This window comes from Pseudomonas sp. SMSB3 (assembly GCF_052041965.1).
GTDB lineage: Bacteria > Pseudomonadota > Gammaproteobacteria > Pseudomonadales > Pseudomonadaceae > Aquipseudomonas.
Map to the genome: position 1 here is coordinate 13,837 of NZ_JBKGGV010000022.1, position 17,954 is coordinate 31,790.

Genomic DNA, 17,954 nt, shown 5'->3' on the forward strand with positions numbered 1-17,954 from the left:
CGCACGCCTATCCGGCTGCAAGCGCCATCGCCGAGCAATGTGAACGGTTTCATGGGCTCGAACAATTGCCTTATTTCACCAGCATTGTGGTCTATGTCAGGTGCTATCGTTACCTTCCCGACCGCCCCGCCAGCGCCCATTCGCCGAACAGGTCCCGATGCGGACAAGGAGGCAGGCATGAACAAGATGACGTTTCCCAATGCTTGCCAGGTAATGCGCTGGCACTTTCATCCACTGGGCTTCGAAGCCTGTATGGATGCCCCGCGCAGCATGGTCGTCCGGTTGTTCGATCGTGCCACGGGCGAGACCTTGCTGGCCATTGCCGGCATCCCGTGCACGGCCATCATGGCCGCAGCGGACGTCGAACGCATCATCGAAGCGGTCGAGGTCGAACTGGATACGTTCGCCCCTGTGTTGCCGCTGCGCGAAGTCGGCTAGACAGCCAGGGCGCGCTGCAGATGCCAGGCTTGCAAGTTGGCCATGAACTGATCCGGCGGCACGGGCTGGCCAAGCAAATAGCCCTGCAGGGCATCGCAGCCCAGATGGGTTAGAAACGCCTGCTGCCCTTCTGTCTCGACCCCCTCCGCCACGATCCGCAGCCCTAGCGCCTGCCCCAGTGCGACGATCGCGGTAATGATTGCCGCATCGTCGCTGTCCTGCTCAAGGTCACGCACGAAACCGCGGTCGATCTTCAGCTCATTGGCCGGCAGTCGCTTGAGGTACATCAAGCTGGAATAGCCCGTGCCGAAGTCATCGATGGACAAGTCCACGCCCATGTCCGCGAGGCGCTGCAGTACATTCAGGCTGACGTCGGCATCGTGCATGGCCGTGCTTTCGGTGATTTCCAGCGTCAGGCGGTTGGCTGGCAGACCGTTGGCCTGCAAGGCACGGGCGACGCTGTCCACCAGGCCGGCATGGCAGAACTGAATGGCCGATAGGTTCACTGCAATGCGCCAGCCCGCATACCCCTCATCGAGCCACAGCCGCATCTGCCGGCAGGCTTCATCCAGCACCCATTCCCCGACCGCGATGATCAGACCGGTTTTTTCTGCCAGCCCAATGAAACGGTCCGGCGGTATGAGGCCGTGTACCGGATGCTCCCAGCGCAACAACGCCTCGGCGCCGATCGCGACGCACGCCTGGGCGTCGAACTTAGGTTGGTAATGCAGCCTAAACTGGCGCTGCTCGAGGGCCACACGCAGGTCCTGCAACAGTTGCAGCTGCTGGCGGGCGTTGCTGTTCATCGAGGCATCGAAGAAGCTGTAGCCGTTCTTGCCGACGCTCTTGGCGTGATACATGGCGGCGTCGGCATTGCGCAGCAACTCCAGCTGATCGTGGCCGTTGCCTGGGTACAGCACGATCCCGAGGCTGGCGGTCAACTGCAGCTCATGCTCGGCTACGCAAAAGGCCCGGGATACCAGGTTCACTTGCTTGACCGCTACGTCCATGGCGTCTTCGGGCTCGCGCAGCTCGACCAGCAGGACAAATTCGTCGCCGCCGATGCGGGCGAGGGTATCCTGACTGTGCAGATGACCGCGCAAGCGGCTCGCGACAGCCTTCAGGAGCAGGTCACCGACGTGATGGCCAAACGCGTCATTGACCGGTTTGAAGCCATCCAAATCAATGAACATCAAGGCAAAGCAGCCGCCCTGCTCCGCCACTTTGCCAATCGCCTGGTCGATCCGGTCGGCCAGCAGCGTGCGATTGGGCAACCCGGTCAAGGTATCGTGCAGCGCCAGCTGGGTGAGTTCCTGGTTGGCCAGGGTCAGGGAGTGGGCCAGCGCTGCGGTGCGTGACTCCATGCGCGCATCGAGCACCGAGGTGAGCAACGCCACCGCCAGCACCGCCAGGGTGGTGATCAGTACCAGGTAGACCAGACCATTGCCCTGCAGCCCATTGGCCAGGGCGCCGCAGTAACTGCCTTGCGGAAAATTCGCTGCAGCCATGCCGGTGTAGTGCATACCGACGATGGCAAAGCCCATGAGCATGGCCGCAAGGCCGCGAATCTGCCGCACGTAGGGCGTGTGCAGACGCAAGCGGAAGGCAATCCACAGGGCGGCTGCCGATGCGCCGACGGCTATCGCCAGGGATGCTGAGAACAACGCCGGGTCGTAGTCGATTCCAGGCAGCATGCGCAGCGCCGCCATGCCGGTGTAGTGCATGCAGGCGATGCCGGTGCCCATGATCAGCGCGCCGAGCGCCAATTGCCAGGCGGGCAGCTGCGGCTGATTGACCAGCCACAGGGCGAAGCCTGAAGACAGCACGGCGATCAGCAGGGAAAAGGCAGTCAGGCCGATGTCATAGCCCAGATCGACCGGCAGGCTGAAAGCGAGCATGCCGATGAAATGCATCGACCAGATGCCGATGCCCATGGCCAGTGCGCCGCCGACCATCCACAGCGGCACTGCCCGGCCTTTGGCGGTGGCGATGCGCCCTGTCATGTCGAGGGCTGTGTAGGAAGCCAGAATGGCTACGCAGAGTGAGATCAGTACCAGCGCAGAGGAATAACTACCGGTCAGCATTCGGATTACCAGGGTCGGGTCAAGGGGGCCCGAAAAACTGACGATTGTACTCAAGCTTTGGCGAAACGCACGGGGTTTATGCGAATGGGAATGGATCCAATGAGCGCGTTCTACGCTGGAAACCCGCGAAATAGAGGCCTCCCCACCCAGATAGCGGCATTCTGCCACCTGTCGCTTGACTCACCTGTGGCACGTGTTGCCGCCACAGGTTCCTGTCAAACAGGTCAGATTTCAGCCCAGCGCATCACTGTTGCTCGGCAAATGCCTGATCGGCGTCCCAGCCGCCACCCAACGCGGCGATCAATTGCACGCTGGCCACCAGGCGGCCTTGCAGCAGATTCAGCACACTGCGCTCGTTACTCAGCGCCGTGGTTTGCACATTGACGACGTCAAGGTAGCCGATCAGGCCGGCACGGTACTGATTCTCGGTCAGCCGCAATGATTCGCGCGCAGCATCGAGGGCCTCCTGACGCACCCCGGCTTCATCGGCATACACCTTCAGCTGCACCAGGTAGTTTTCAACTTCGCGGAAACCGTCGAGTACCGTTTGCCGGTATTGCGCCACGGTTTGATCGTATACCGCCTGGACCCGGTCGACTTCGGCGCTGCGCTTACCGGCATCGAACAAGGTCAGGGCCAGTTGCGGCCCCACCGACCAGTAGCGGTTGGGCAACTCGATCCAGTTGTTGAAGCTGCTGCTGGAGTAACCACCGCTCATGCTCAGGCTCAGGTCGGGAAAATACGCGGCGCGGGCGACGCCAATGTTGGCGTTGGCCGCCATCACGTTGCGCTCGGCCGCAGCGATATCCGGACGCCGCTCCAGCAGCTGCGACGGTAGCGTCACCGGGATCTGCGGCAGCGCCGGGATGGTCTTGCTGTCGGCCAGGGAAAAATCGGCCGGCGCCCTGCCGAGCAGCACGGCAATGGCATTCTCGAACTGCGCCCGTTGCCAGATCAGGTCGATCAGATCGGCCTGGGTGGACTTGAGCTGGGTCCGCGCCTGGGCCACGGCGTCCGGTCCGGATACCCCGGCACGGTACTGGTTCTCGGTCATGCGCAGCGACCGCTCGTAAGTGGCGACGGTTGCCTCGAGCAGGCGCTTCTGTTCATCGATCACGCGCAGCTGCAGGTAGTTCTGCACCAGTTCCGACTGCTGGCTCAAGCGAATCGACGCCAGGTCGGCAAAGCTTGCTTCGGCGCTGGCTTGGTTGGCATTGAGCGTTTCGCGCAGCTTGCCCCACAGGTCGATCTCCCAACTCACACCCAACTGCGCGTTGTAGGTGTCACGGATACCGCTGCTGTTGTTGGACAGGCTGGAGCTGGAGCTGCCCGTCCCTTGCGCCGAGCGATTCTTGGTGGTGGTCAGGTCCAGCGTGGGGAACAGCGAAGCGCGGCTGCTGCGGATCAAGGCCTGTGCCTGCCGGTACTGCGCTTCTGACTGGGCAACCGTCTGGTTGCTGCGATTGAGCTCTTCGACCAGGGCGTTCAGCCCGCTGTCACCGTAAATTTCCCACCAGGCACCGCGGGCGATGGCATCGGACGGTTTGGCTTGAGTCCAGCCGTCGGCCTGTTTGTACTGCGCCGGGGTGCTCAGCGTCGGGCGTTGATAATCCGGGCTCAGGGTACAAGCACTGAGCATCGCCAGGCAGAGGCCGGCCCCGGCCAGGCGTGAGCCGCGGCCCCGAGTCAGCAGTTGCAAGGCACGGTGAAGTGGAGTCTGGGCGAAGTTCATAGCGGCGTATCCAGCGAGGCGTCGGTGCGGACACCGCGCCAATGGTTGAAGCGATGACGCAGGCGGTCCAGGTACAGGTACACCACAGGCGTCGTATAAAGGGTCAACAACTGGCTAACGACCAGCCCGCCGATGATGGTCAGGCCCAAGGGCTGGCGCATTTCCGCACCTTCGGCGCGGCTCAGCATCAACGGCAGGGCGCCGAGGATGGCCGCCAGGGTGGTCATCAGAATCGGCCGCAGCCTGAGCAGGCAGGCACGGCGGATCGATTCTTCTGGGCTCAAGCCTTGGTGGCGCTCCAGTTGCAACGCCAGGTCTATCATCAGGATGGCGTTTTTCTTTACCACCCCAATCAGCAGGAACAAGCCCAGCAAGGAGATCAGGCTGAACTCGCCACCGGTCGCGTACAACGCCAGCAATGCGCCAACGCCTGCCGAAGGCAAGGTCGACAGAATCGTCAGCGGGTGGATGTAGCTCTCGTACAGAATCCCCAACACCAGGTACACCAACAGCAGTGCGCCGAGAATCATGAACGGCTGGCCTTTCTGGGTTTCGGTGAAGGCACTGGCGGTGCCGCCAAGCTTGGCGATCACGCCTTCGGGCAGGCCGAGCCGGGCCACGGCGCGTTCGACTGCCGCCATGGCCTGATCGGGGCTATAGCCTGCGGCAACGTCGAAGGCGATGTCTTCCGAAGCAAACTGGCCTTCATGGCTGACGCGGTCGTTCGCCAGGCTGTTTTCGTAGCGGGCAATGGTCGACAACGGTACCCGTGCACCGTCGCTGGTGATCACCTGCACCTGCTCCAGCGTGCTGGGGTCCCAGGCATATTTGGGGTTGATCTCCAGCACTACCTGGTACTGGTTGAGGCTGTCGTAGATGGTCGAGATCTGGCGCTGGCTGTAGGCGTTATTGAGCACCGCCGTGACCATGTCCATGTCGATGCCCAGGCGCTTGGCCTGGTCCCGGTCGACCACCAGCGTCACCTGCTGCGTGCCGGAGCCGTCGCGGGCGTCGATCGCGGTCAGCTCCGGCAGTGCACGCAGGGCCGCGACCACCTTCGGGAACCACTGACGCAGCGCCGCCAGGTCGCCGCTCTGCAGGGTGTACAGATACTGCGATGAGGTCTGGTCACGCCCCCCGCCACCGAGCTGCAAGTCCTGGTCGGCCATCAGGAACAGGCGCCCGCCGGGCACCTTGGGCATCTCTTTGCGCAGACGTTCGATGACTTTCTGTGCGTCTTCACGGCGTTCGGCGATGGGCTTGAGGCGCACCAGCACGAAGGCGTTGTTGGTGCCGCTGTTGCCGCCGATGAAACCGGCCACGCTTTCCACTGCTGGATCGGCCAGCAGCGCCCGGCGATAGATTTCCATCTTTGGCTGCATGACGCTGAACGACAAGCCATCGTCGCCGCGAATGAAGCCCTGCAACTGGCCGGTATCCTGCTGCGGGATGAGGGTCTTGGGCACCACGACGTACAGCGCAATGTTCAGGCCGATGGTGGCCAGCAGACTGATCAGCGTCAGGCGCCGGTGACGCAAGGCCCATCCCAGGCTGCGGTCATAGGCATCGACCATGCGCTTGTGCACCTTGTCGCTCCAGCGTTGCAAGCGGGTTTGCTGGCTGCGGTGGGGTTTGAGCCAACGCGCACAGAGCATTGGCGTCAACGTCAGCGATACCACCAGCGACACGATGATCGACGCTGCCAGGGTGATCGAGAACTCCTGGAACAGGTTGCGCACGATGCCGCCCATGAACAGGATCGAGACGAACACCGCCACCAGCGAGACATTCATCGACAGCAAGGTGAAGCCGACTTCCTTGGACCCCAGGAACGCGGCGCGCATGGGCGGCTGGCCGTCCTCGATATGCCGGGAGATGTTCTCAAGCACCACGATGGCGTCGTCCACCACCAGCCCGGTGGCAAGGATCAGCGCCATCAGCGACAGGTTGTTCAGGGAAAAACCGCACAGGTACATCACCGCGAACGTGCCGACCAACGAGACCGGCACTGCGAGGCTTGGAATCAACGACGCCCGCAGGCTGCCCAGAAACAGGTAGACCACCAGTATCACCAGCACCACGGCGATCAGCAGGGTGTGCTCGGCTTCCTTGAGGGTGGCCTTGATCACCGGCGAGCGGTCCATGGCCACGTTCAGTTGCACGCTTGCCGGCAGCAGCGATTGCAGCGCCGGCAGCTGCGCCTTGATCTGGTCGACCGTCTCGATGATGTTGGCACCGGTTTGCCGGTTGACCACCAACAGGACAGCGCCCTGGTCGTTGAAGAAACCGCTGTTGTAGCGGTTCTCGACGCCGTCAGTGATCGTGGCCACATCGGACAGGCGCAAGATCGTGCCATTGGACTGGCGGATGACGATCGGCTGGTAATCCTTGGCTTTTTCCAGCTGGTCGTTGGCGCGCACCTGCCAATTGCGCTCGGCATCTTCGACGAAGCCCATCGGCCGGCGCTGGTTGGCATCGGCCACGGCGCTGCGTACTTCGTCCAGCGACAGGTTGTACTGGTTGAGCAGTTGCGGCTCGACGGCAATGCGCACGGCCGGCAGCGAGCTGCCGCCGATCTGCACTTCCCCTACCCCGCTGACCTGGGCCAGGCTTTGCGAGAGGATGGTGTCGGCCAGGTCGTACAGCTGGCCCTTCTGCAGCACGCTGGAGGTCAGCGACAACACCATGATCGGCGCTTGCGAAGGGTTGATCTTCTTGTAGGTGGGCATGCTGCGCATGCCGCTTGGCAGCAGGTTGCGCGTTGCGTTGATCGCCGCCTGCACCTCGCGCGCCGCGCCATCGATGTCGCGGCCCATCTCGAAGCCGATGATCACTCGCGTCGAGCCCTGGTTGGAGCTACTGGTCAGGGTGGTTACGCCGGCAATACTGCCAAGCTTGCGCTCAAGCGGCGTGGCCACGGTCGCGGCCATGACCTCGGGGCTGGCGCCGGAGAGGTTGGCCTGCACCACGATCACCGGAAAGTCCATCTGCGGCAGTGGCGAGACCGGCAAAAGGCCGAAACTGACGCCGCCGAGGAGCATGATCGCCAGGCTCAGCAGCATGGTCGCCACTGGCCGGCGAATGAACGGCGCGGACAAATTCATGCCTCGGCCTGCTGCGCATCAGTGGCTGGCCGCCAACGGCGCGCCAGGCGGTCGAAATACAAGTAGATCACCGGCGTGGTGAACAAGGTCAACACCTGACTGACCAGCAAACCGCCGACCATCACCAGGCCCAGCGGCTGGCGCAACTCGGCGCCTGAGCCGGTGGCCAGCATGAGCGGCACCGCGCCGAACAGTGCCGCCAAGGTGGTCATCAGGATCGGCCGGAAGCGCAGCAGCGCCGCCTGGTAGATCGCCTCGTGCGGCGCCATGCCCTGGTGCCGCTCCGCTTCCAGGGCGAAGTCGATCATCATGATGGCGTTCTTCTTGACGATGCCGATCAAGAGGATGATGCCGATGATCGCGATCATGCCCAGGTCGTTGCCGCTGAGAATCAACGCCAACAACGCACCCACCGCAGCCGATGGCAGGGTCGAGAGAATGGTGATCGGGTGGATGTAGCTCTCGTACAGCACCCCCAGCACGATATACATGGTGACCACCGCCGCCAGAATCAGCAGCAAGGTGCTCGACAGCGACGCCTGAAACGCTGCCGCAGCGCCCTGGAAGCGAGTCTGGATACCCAGCGGCATGCCGATGTCCTGCTGCACCTGGCCGATCACCTCCACCGCCTCGCCCAGCGAAGCCCCGTTCCCCAGGTTGAACGACAGGGTCACTGCCGGGAACTGGCCGATATGGGAGATGGCCAGCTGCGCCTGGCGCTGCTCGATGTGCGCCAATGCCGACAGGCGTACCTGGCCACCGTCGGTCGCCTTGACATGTATCGACTCCAGCGCCGACGGGCCGATCAGCGCCGCATCCTGGGCCTGCAGCACCACACGGTACTGACTGGCCTGGGTATAGATGGTGGAGATCTGCCGCTGACCAAAGGCGTCGTACAAGGCGTTGGTGATCTGCGCCACGCTGATGCCCAAGCGGCTGGCCATGTCCCGGTCGATCACCAGGTACACCTGCAGGCCTTTGTCCTGCAGGTCGCTGGCGACGTCCTGCAACTGCGGGCGTTGTCGCAAAGCCTCGACCAGCTTGCCGCTCCATTGCGCCAACAGGTCGGCATCAGGCGACGATAGGCTGAACTGATATTGAGTCCGGCTGACTCGGTCCTCGATGCTCAAGTCCTGCACCGGCTGCATGAACAGGCGAATGCCCACCAGCTTGTCGAGTTGCGGTTGCAGGCGCTCGATGACTTCACTTGCAGTCAGGTCGCGCTCGCCGTGGGGCTTGAGGTTGATCAGCAGACGACCGCTGTTGAGGGTGGCGTTATCGCCATCGACCCCAATATAGGACGACAGGCTCTGGACCGCCGGGTCTTGCAGGATGATCGCGCTCAGCGCCTGCTGACGCTCGCTCATGGCGGCGAACGAGGTCGATTGCGGCGCCTCGGAGATGCCTTGGATGACCCCGGTGTCCTGCACCGGGAAGAAGCCCTTTGGCACCGCCAGGTACAGCAGCACCGTCAAGGCGAGGCTGGCCACCGCCACCAGCAGGGTCAGCGGTTGGTGCCTGAGCACCCACTGCAAACCGCGCCCATAGTGTTCGATGAGCCAGTCGATCCAGGCGCCGCTCGCGCGGTAGAAACGGCCCTGCTCTTCAGGCTTGGGTTCGCGCTTGAGCAATCGTGCGCACATCATGGGTGTCAGCGTCAGCGACACCACCAGCGAAATCAGGATCGCCACCGCCAGGGTAATGGCGAACTCGCGAAACAGACGCCCTACCACGTCGGCCATGAACAGCAGCGGAATCAACACCGCGATCAACGAGAAGGTCAGGGAAATCAAGGTGAAGCCGATCTGCCGCGCGCCCTTGAGCGCAGCTTGCAAGGGTGTTTCACCTTCCTCGATATGCCGCGAGATGTTCTCGAGCATGACGATGGCATCGTCCACCACGAACCCAGTGGCAATGGTGAGTGCCATCAGGGTCAGGTTGTTGATCGAAAAACCGGCCAGGTACATGACGCCGAAGGTGCCGATCAGCGACAACGGCACGGCGATCGATGGAATCAGGGTGGCGCTGAAGCGACGCAGGAACACGAACGTCACCATCACTACGAGCACGATGGCGATCAGCAGCTCATGCTGCACGTCCTTGACCGCTGCGCGGATGGTTTGCGTGCGGTCGGTAAGCACCGACACATCCAGGCCCGCTGGCAGGTTTTCGGTGATCGACGGCAGCAGTTGCTTGATGCGGTCGACGACCTCGATGACGTTGGCACCCGGCTGGCGCTGAATATTGAGCAGCACCGCCTGGTTCTGGTTGGCCCAGGCCGCCAGGCGCTCGTTTTCGGCGCCGTCGACGATCTCGGCAACGTCGCGCAGGCGCAGGGGCGCGCCGTTGTTGTAGGCCAGGATCAGGTTGGCGTATTCCTCGGGCGAGCGCAGCTGATCGTTGGCATCGAGCATCGACACTCGGGTCGGGCCGTCGAAATTGCCCTTGGGCTGGTTGACGTTGGACGCCCCGATCAACGTGCGTACATCATCAAGGTTCAGGCCGTTGGCCGCCAGGGCGTCGACGTTGACCTTGATCCGCACCGCCTGGCGCTGACCCCCGGCGATGCTGACCATGCCCACCCCGCTGATCTGCGCGAGCTTCTGCGCGACACGGGTGTCGACCAGGTCGTTGAGCTTGGGCAACGGCATGGTCTTGCTGGAAATGGCCAGGGTCAAGACCGGCGTGTCGGCGGGGTTCACCTTGTTGTACACCGGCGGGGCCGGCAAGTCGCTGGGCAGCAGGTTGCTGGCGGCGTTGATCGCGGCCTGCACCTGCTGCTCGGCGACGTCCATGTTCATGTCCAGGCTGAAGCGCAGGGTCAGCACCGAGGCCCCCCCTGAACTGGTCGAGGCCATCTGCTCCAGGCCGGGCATCTGGCCGAACTGGCGCTCCAGCGGCGCGGTGACCGCGCTGGTCATGACCTGCGGGCTGGCGCCGGGGTACAGGGTCATGACCCGGATGGTCGGGTAGTCGACCTGGGGCAAGGCCGACACCGGCAGCAGCTTGTAGGCGATCAGGCCGGCCAGCACGATGGCCAGCATGGTCAGCGTGGTCGCGACCGGCCGCAGGATGAACAGGCGTGACAGGTTCATGCGCCCGCCTTGGCTGGCGCTGTACCCGAAGCTGCCGGGTCACTCTGAGCCGAGCCCTTGGCGCCCTGCCCCTGCAACTGCTGCCCAGGGGTGGCCGGCACCTGCGAACTGTCCTCGACCACCTCGACCTTGGTGCCCTCGCGCAGACGGTCGGTGCCTTCGAGCACCAGACGGTCACCGGCCTTCAGGCCGTCGAGGATCACGCTGTTCTGGCCATCGCTTGGGCCGACCTTGAGCGTGCGAATGTTGACCGTGTTCTCGCCGTTGACCACATAGGCGAACGAGCCTTCGTTACCGAACTGCACCGCCGCCGCCGGGGCCATGACCACTTGCTTGAGGGTATCGGCCAGCAGACGCACATTGACGAACTGATTGGGGAACAGGGCCAGATCCTTGTTCTGGAAGAGCCCCTTGAACTTCAGGGTGCCGGTGGTGGTGTCGATCTGGTTGTCGATGCTGCCCAGCACACCGGTCGCCTGCAATTTGCTGTCGGTGCGATCCCAGGCCTCGACCGGCAGGCTGGCACCGCTGCGGTAGCGCTCGAGCACCGTGCCCAGCTCGGTTTCCGGCAAGGTGAAGGCGACGTTGATCGGCTCGGTCTGGGTGATCACCACCAAGGCGGTGGTGTCGTTGGCAGCGACCAGGTTACCCAGGTCGAGCTGACGCAGGCCCACTCGACCACTGATGGGCGCGCGGATCTGGGTGAACTCAAGGTTCAGACGCGCATCGTTGACCTGGGCCTGATTGGTCTTGACCAGACCGGCGAACTGCGCAACTTGCGCCTGGGCGGTGTCTAGGGTCTGTTTGGCGATGCTGTCCTGTTCGTACAGGCCTTGGTAACGCGCGACATCGACCTGGGCGTTCTTCAACTGCGCCTGGTTCTGCGCCAGCGTACCTTCGGCCTGCTGCAAGGCGATGCGGTACTGGCGCGGATCGATTTCGGCCAATAGCTCGCCGGCCTTGACCTGCTGACCTTCCTTGAAGTGGATTTTCACCAGCTCGCCCGCAACGCGGCTGCGCACGTTCACGGTGTTGGTCGCGGTGACCGTGCCCAGGGCTTTGTAATACAGTGGGAAGTCACCTACGCGCACCGGCTCCACGCGCACCGGCACCGGGTCGGTCGAACCGCCGAAACCGGGCCTGCCCATGCCCTTGCCAGCGCGCCCGGCGCTGGCGTCCTTATGCTCAGGTGCTGCCGCCGGCCACAACCACCAGGCCAGCAAGGCCACCAGCAGCAGGATCAGCAGGCCGACGAGCCAGCGACGAGGGGATCGGGAGTTGGACACTTGCATGGGTTGAACGAACCTTGTTCAGAAAATGGCGGCTTGGGAGGGTGAACGATAAGCACTGGCAGTGTTTTAGCAAAGGTCCTTTACCAGAGGTTTACCTTTGCCTTACGTTGCCAAAAGCTTGAACTTTAAATGAAAACGGCCCGGAAAGCGTTCCGGGCCGTTACACGGTGTTGCTTGGAGCAAGGGTGGGCCGGCGAGTTCCGGCACCTGCCCTGCCCCAGGCGTCCCGTTACTTCAGCACAGCCAGGGCTGCTTCGTAGTTCGGCTCTTCAGCGATCTCGCCGACCAGCTCGCTGTGCAGCACTTTGTCTTGCTCGTCCAGCACCACCACGGCACGGGCAGCCAGGCCGGCCAGCGGGCCGTCGGCGATGGCCACACCGTACTGCTCGAGGAACTCGCGGCCGCGCAGGGTCGACAGGTTCTTCACGTTCTCCAGACCCTCGGCGCCGCAGAAACGCGCCTGGGCGAACGGCAGGTCGGCGGAGATGCACAGCACCACGGTGTTGTTCAGCTCGTTGGCCTGGGCGTTGAACTTGCGTACCGAGGTGGCGCAGGTCGGGGTATCGACGCTTGGGAAGATGTTCAGCACCTTGCGCTTGCCGGCGTAATCCTGCAGCGACTTGTCCGCCAGGCCTTCACCGACCAGGGAAAATGCCGGCGCCTGGGCGCCGACCTGCGGCAGTTGGCCGTTGACCTGAACCGGATTGCCTTTGAGAGTCACTTGAGCCATGACGAAATCCTTATGCGGGGTTTGAAAAGGACACTGAGTTAAGCATGAAGGCGCGCGGGTGCCTATGGGCAGGCGCGCAAATTGTTCGATCACGGGGCATTTTCTGTGAACAATAAAAAGCCCGGAACGCCAAAGGCGCTCCGGGCTGCTCTGCAGCGCGGGCGGCGGCGAATCAGCCGATCAGGCCGTACACCACCGAAGTCAGGGCGACCAGGCCGATCACCACCACGAAGATGTTCGACAGCGCACCGCTGTATTGGCGCATCGACGGCACGCGGCGAATGGCGTACATCGGCATCAGGAACAGCAGCACGGCCAGGATCGGCCCGCCCAGCGACTCGATCATGCGAAGGATGCTTGGGTTGAGGGTGGCGACGATCCAGCACACCACCAGCATCAGGGCCGCGACCACGCGGTCGAGGGTTTTGGCTGCCGGGCGCGCGCCGGTCTTGGCGATGATGCCCTTGAGGCCCTCGCTGGCACCGATGTAGTGGCCCAGGAAGGACTTGGCGATGGCGACGAAGGCGATCAATGGTGCGGCGAAGGCGATGGCCGGGTTGCTGAAGTGGTTGGCCAGGTACGACAGGATCGACAGGTTCTGCGCCTTGGCTTCGGCCAACTGAGCGCTGTCGAGGGTCAGCACGCAGCTGAACACGAAGAACAGCACCATCACCACCATCAGCAAGTGCGCGCGGCGCAGGATCTGCCCGCTGCGCGCGTCGGCGTGCTCGCCATAACGGCGTTTCTGGTCGACGGCGAAGGCCGAGATGATCGGCGAATGGTTGAACGAGAACACCATCACCGGAATCGCCAGCCACAGCGTGTGCAGGAAAGCCGAGCCGGACGGCACCTGTGCAGCGCTGTCAAGAATCCCACCGGTCCAATGCGGAATCAGGTACAGACCCAGCAGCCCCAAGGCCACGATGAACGGGTAGACCAGCAGGCTCATCACCTTGACCGTGGCCTGCTCGCCGCAGCGCACGATGGCCAGCAGGCCGAGGATCAGCACGAACGACAACAGCACCCGCGGCGGTGGCGTCATGTGCAACTGATGCTCGATGAAGCTGCTGACGGTGTTGGTCAGCGCCACGCTGTAGATCAGCAGGATCGGGAAGATCGCGAAGAAGTAAAGTACGGTGATCAGTGCACCGGCCTTGATGCCGAAATGCTCCTCGACCACCTCGGTGATGTCGCCGCCGCTGCGCCCGGACAACACGAAGCGGGTCAAGCCACGGTGCGAAAAATAGGTCATGGGAAACGCCAGCGCAGCGAGGATCAGCAACGGCCAGAAGCCGCCGAGGCCGGCGTTGATGGGCAGGAACAGCGTGCCTGCACCGATGGCTGTGCCAAACAGGCCCAGCATCCAGGTGGTGTCGTGACGCGACCAGTTGCCAAGGGTGGCGGGGGTCGATTCTGCATAGCGTTGCTCAACGCTTGGGGCCTGCTCATTCATTCCGGGTGACGCTCCACTCGCAAGACTGCAACAGGCTGAGAATGGCGAAACGCTGCGATCGCCCAACTCAACCGGATAAAGAGGGGCGCGATTGTGCACCGAAAGGTTGCACTTGCGAAGCCTTTTTCCGAGGGGCGGTTGCACTTGTCTTTACAAGCGCAATAGCGTGGGGAAGGCCCGGAACATTATTGACCGAAAAGTCAGCGCCACGGCCCGTGGCCGCTGACTTGCAGAGAAGGGCCGCGACGCGGCCCGGTACACGCTTACTGCTGCACCGCCGCGAAGGCTTCGGCAACCCGTTGCAGGTTGGCCGGACGCAGCCCCGACATGCACACCCGACCGCTGTCGATCAGGTACACGCCGAACTCATCGCGCAGGCGACGCACCTGCTGCACGCTGAAACCGGTGTAGCTGAACATGCCGCGCTGACGCAGGAAGAACTGGAAGTCCTGGTCGGGCAGCAGCACCGCCAGGGCATCGACCAGGGCCTGGCGCATGGCAAGGATGCGCGTGCGCATCACTTCCACCTCGGCCGCCCATTGGGCATTCAGATCGGCGTCGGCAAGCACGCCTGCCACCAACTGGGCGCCAAAGTTGGGCGGGCTAGAATAGTTGCGGCGCACCGTGGCCTTGAGCTGGCCGAGCACGCTCAAGGTGGTGGCTTCGTCGTCACAGACCACCGACAAGCCGCCGACACGCTCGCCATACAGCGAGAATATCTTGGAGAACGAGTTGCTCACCAGGCACGGCACACCGGCGCGGGCCATTTCACGAATGGCGAAGGCGTCCTCGACCAGACCCTGGCCAAAGCCTTGGTAGGCGATGTCGAGGAACGGGATCAGCTGGCGCGCCTTGACCACCTCGACCACCTGCTGCCACTGGCCCTGTTCCAGGTCGACGCCGGTGGGGTTATGGCAGCACGGGTGCAGCAGCACGATGCTGTTGGCGGGCAAGTGCTGCAGCGCAGCGAGCATGCCGTCGAAGTCGACGCCGCGGGTGGCCTGGTCGAAATACGGGTAAGTGTTCACCTGGAAGCCCGCGCCTTCGAAGATGGCGCGATGGTTGTCCCAGGTTGGGTTGCTGACCCAGACCTGCGACTGCGGGAAGTACCGCTTGAGGAAGTCGGCCCCCACCTTGAGGGCACCGGAACCGCCGACGGTCTGCACGGTGGCGACCCGCTCGCCGGTGACCGCAGGGTGATCGGCACCGAACAACAGCGCCTGAATGGCTTCACGGTAGCTGGCCAAGCCTTCCATCGGCAGGTACAGCGAGGCCTCGTGGGCTTGGCCGGCGAGGCGCTTTTCCACCGCATCCACTGCCTTGAGCTGCGGCACCACACCGGCCTCATCGTAGTACAGGCCGATACTCAGGTTGACCTTGTCGGCGCGCGGGTCGGCCTTGAAGGTTTCCATCAACGAGAGAATCGGGTCGCCGGCGTAGGCATCGACATGTTTGAACACAGCGTGCAGCTCCTTGGATCAGGACAGTTCGGAATGACTGCCCCGAGAATACCCGGAGTCGAGGCCCAGGAACATCACCTGCGTGCAAGGTTGTCTATGCAACCTTGCACAGCCGCGCGCTGCGCCCACTGCCGGACCGCCTCGTCACTCAATTGCGCAGGGCTTGCAAGGCGTCGAGTTCCTGCTGGGTCAGCGCCACCCCCTGCTGTGCGGCGATGGCACGCTCGCGATAGCGCCGCTCGCCAGGCAGGCGCGATAACCCGGCGGCCTGCATCTGCGCAACGAGTCCGGCGCTGCGCTGGGCGAAGTGACTGCCTTGTGCCTTGCTGGGGTCGATGACGATGATCAACTGCCCGGTCCAGGGCGTTTTCGCGCCAGGGTGCCGGGACCAGTCGAACTCCCAGGAAAAATGCCCCCCGGTCAGTGCGGCGGCCAGTAACTCGACCATCATCGACAGCGCCGAGCCCTTGTGCCCGCCGAACGGCAATAGCGCGCCGCCGTCGAGAATCGCCTTGGGGTCGCAGGTCGGCTGACCCAGGGCATCCACACCTATGCCGCTTGGCAATGCCTGGCCGGCGCGTGCGGCGATTTGTACATCGCCATGGGCCATGGCGCTGGTGGCCATGTCGAAGACAATGGGCTGCTGGCCGGCGCACGGGGCGGCGAAAGCAATTGGGTTGGTGCCGAACAGCGGCTTGCGGGCGCCATGCGGCACCACGCAGGTCATGCTATTGACCACGCTCAGCGCTACCAGGCCCTCTTCGGCAAAAGGCTCGACATCTGGCCACAGCGCGGCGAAGTGATGCGAGTTGCGAATCGCCAGCACGGCGATGCCGGCGTTGCGCGCCTTGTCCAGCAGCAGCGCGCGTGCTGCAGCCAGGGCTGGTTGGGCGAAGCCACCGGCGGCATCGACCTGTACGAAGCCTGCGGCGACATCGGTGACGTGAGGCGTGGCGCGACCATCGACCCAGCCGCTGTCGAGCGTCGATACATAGCCCGGCATGCGGAATATGCCGTGGCTGTGCGCGCCGTCGCGCTGGGCCGAGGCGCAATTGTCAGCCAGCACGGCGGCAACCGTCTCGCTGCAGCCATGGCGCTCGAATATCTGCTGCAGCAATTGGCGAAGGTCGTGCAAGGGTATGCGGGTCAGCGGGCTGGCCGTGGAAGCGGACATCTGATGCTCCTGAGTTGGAATTGTGCAAGCGACAGGGATGCTGTGCAACGACAGCCTTTTAAATGACAGAAAATACGTGTCTCGACCAGCAAGATCATCCACCCGATGCCGAACATTGCAGCGCTGCAATGAGCCGACTGCGTCGTTAAATATTATTGACCTCAACCCGCGGCAAACCCTTGCCGGCTGAGGCTCGCATCGCTTCAGCCCCCGAAATACGGCGCCCAAGGGCCATTTCCCTTGTTTGACATATCGAACGGCTCTGGCAAGCTAGCACCAAGCCCCGACCGGAATCGCCCAGTGACGAGCCGGCAGTGCTCGGGACTTCAGGTAGCACTTGCAGGCCAACGCCGTGCACCTGCACAACAACGACAGGCAGAGCCCTGTCATAAGGTGACATATGTCCAACAGCAACATTGGCAACAAGCAACCTTCCCTGCGCAAACCCGTCGTCCTGATGACCATGGGTAGCCAAGAGCGCAAAGGCCATGATTATCAGGTCATGACCCACAAATACATCACCCCGCTGGTCGACTTCGCCGATTGCGTCCCGGTCCTGGTGCCTACTTGCTGTGGCATCGAGGATCTGCAGACCTATCTGGACATGGCCGACGGTGTGTACCTGACCGGTGCCGGCAGCAACATCGACCCTGCCCTGTACGGCCAGGAAAACCAAACGCCGGGCAAGGGTCAGGACAAGAACCGCGACCTGTTCGATATCCCGCTGGTCAAGGCAGCGCTCAAGCGTGGCCTGCCGATTTTCGGGGTCTGCCGCGGCATGCAGGAAATCAACGTGGCCCTGGGCGGCGACATTTACCAGAAGGTCTACGCCGAACCTGGCTTCAACGATCACCGGGAAAACCCGGAAGATCCGGTCGAGGTGCAATACGCCCAGGTCCACAGCGTGACCATCGAACCTGGCAGCTGGTTGCATGAAACGTTGGGCACCGATCAGATTCGTGTGAACTCGTTGCACGGCCAGGGCCTGCGCAATCTCGGTCAGGGAATCGAAGCCATCGCCCGTGCCGAAGACGGCTTGGTCGAGGCGATTCACGCACCGAGCCTTTCGCCTTTCCTGTTCGCGGTGCAGTGGCACCCGGAGTGGCAGGCGGCGAGCAACCCAGACTCGATCAAGATCTTCCAGGCCTTCGGCGATGCCTGCCGCGCCCAGGTGCGCAAAGCCCAGATCAAGCGCCAGCAGGCCGCCTGATCCGCTGATTCAGCTTCGTTAGCTTTGATCGCGGGGCGGCGCAAGGTCGCCCCCGCTTCCCCGGTCACCCTCTGCTGGTCCCAGAACACCTCCCGTGGATGCGGGCGGCGGGCGTGTGCCTGTCTCCGCGATCTTTTTTTCCCAAGAGATATGATGACTGCCCTATGGCCGTCTGGCGTTTT

General features: G+C 63.2%; 11 protein-coding genes. 2 read left to right on the forward strand and 9 right to left on the reverse strand.

Annotation, left to right across the window (positions count from 1 at the left end; all coding sequences use genetic code 11):
• The first annotated feature begins 177 nt into the window (after positions 1-177).
• A complete protein-coding gene (locus tag ACLEJW_RS22440; protein WP_145192570.1) occupies positions 178-438 on the forward strand; it encodes a DUF1652 domain-containing protein in 261 nt (86 codons plus the stop codon).
• Here the strand turns inward: ACLEJW_RS22440 and ACLEJW_RS22445 are convergent.
• The 9 genes from ACLEJW_RS22445 to ACLEJW_RS22485 all read right to left on the reverse strand — a co-directional run bounded on the left by ACLEJW_RS22445 (position 435) and on the right by ACLEJW_RS22485 (position 16,562).
• Positions 435-2,522 (reverse strand): putative bifunctional diguanylate cyclase/phosphodiesterase, encoded by a 2,088-nt coding sequence (locus ACLEJW_RS22445; protein ID WP_313299151.1) that lies wholly within the window; start codon positions 2,520-2,522, stop codon positions 435-437. The genes ACLEJW_RS22440 and ACLEJW_RS22445 overlap by 4 nt on opposite strands.
• A 244-nt stretch (positions 2,523-2,766) precedes the next feature.
• The gene (locus tag ACLEJW_RS22450; RefSeq protein WP_313299154.1) at positions 2,767-4,254 is read right to left on the reverse strand and encodes an efflux transporter outer membrane subunit; all 1,488 of its coding nucleotides are present in this window, start codon (positions 4,252-4,254) and stop codon (positions 2,767-2,769) included.
• Positions 4,251-7,358: an efflux RND transporter permease subunit gene (locus tag ACLEJW_RS22455; RefSeq protein ID WP_145192561.1), complete on the reverse strand. Its 3,108-nt coding sequence runs from the start codon at positions 7,356-7,358 to the stop codon at positions 4,251-4,253. The genes ACLEJW_RS22450 and ACLEJW_RS22455 overlap by 4 nt, the downstream gene beginning before the upstream one ends.
• Entirely contained in the window at positions 7,355-10,453 is a 3,099-nt protein-coding gene (locus ACLEJW_RS22460; protein ID WP_440778276.1) for an MdtB/MuxB family multidrug efflux RND transporter permease subunit, read from the reverse strand. The genes ACLEJW_RS22455 and ACLEJW_RS22460 overlap by 4 nt, the downstream gene beginning before the upstream one ends.
• Positions 10,450-11,745, reverse strand: a complete 1,296-nt coding sequence (locus tag ACLEJW_RS22465; protein WP_313299161.1) for an MdtA/MuxA family multidrug efflux RND transporter periplasmic adaptor subunit — start codon at positions 11,743-11,745, stop codon at positions 10,450-10,452. The genes ACLEJW_RS22460 and ACLEJW_RS22465 overlap by 4 nt, the downstream gene beginning before the upstream one ends.
• A gap of 229 nt (positions 11,746-11,974) precedes the next feature.
• A complete protein-coding gene (gene tpx, locus ACLEJW_RS22470; protein WP_145192553.1) occupies positions 11,975-12,475 on the reverse strand; it encodes a thiol peroxidase in 501 nt (166 codons plus the stop codon).
• Positions 12,476-12,647: 172 nt separating this feature from the next.
• Positions 12,648-13,928 (reverse strand): serine/threonine transporter, encoded by a 1,281-nt coding sequence (locus ACLEJW_RS22475; protein WP_440778277.1) that lies wholly within the window; start codon positions 13,926-13,928, stop codon positions 12,648-12,650.
• Between the two features lie 263 nt (positions 13,929-14,191).
• Positions 14,192-15,388 (reverse strand): amino acid aminotransferase, encoded by a 1,197-nt coding sequence (locus tag ACLEJW_RS22480; protein ID WP_440778278.1) that lies wholly within the window; start codon positions 15,386-15,388, stop codon positions 14,192-14,194.
• Between the two features lie 148 nt (positions 15,389-15,536).
• Complete coding sequence (locus ACLEJW_RS22485; RefSeq protein ID WP_313299169.1) at positions 15,537-16,562, reverse strand: Ldh family oxidoreductase; 1,026 nt, start codon at positions 16,560-16,562, stop codon at positions 15,537-15,539.
• 400 nt (positions 16,563-16,962) lie between these two features.
• Here ACLEJW_RS22485 and ACLEJW_RS22490 point away from each other — a divergent pair, with 400 nt between their 5' ends.
• The gene (locus ACLEJW_RS22490) at positions 16,963-17,772 is read left to right on the forward strand and encodes a gamma-glutamyl-gamma-aminobutyrate hydrolase family protein (protein WP_145192542.1); all 810 of its coding nucleotides are present in this window, start codon (positions 16,963-16,965) and stop codon (positions 17,770-17,772) included.
• Positions 17,773-17,954: the final 182 nt, after the last annotated feature.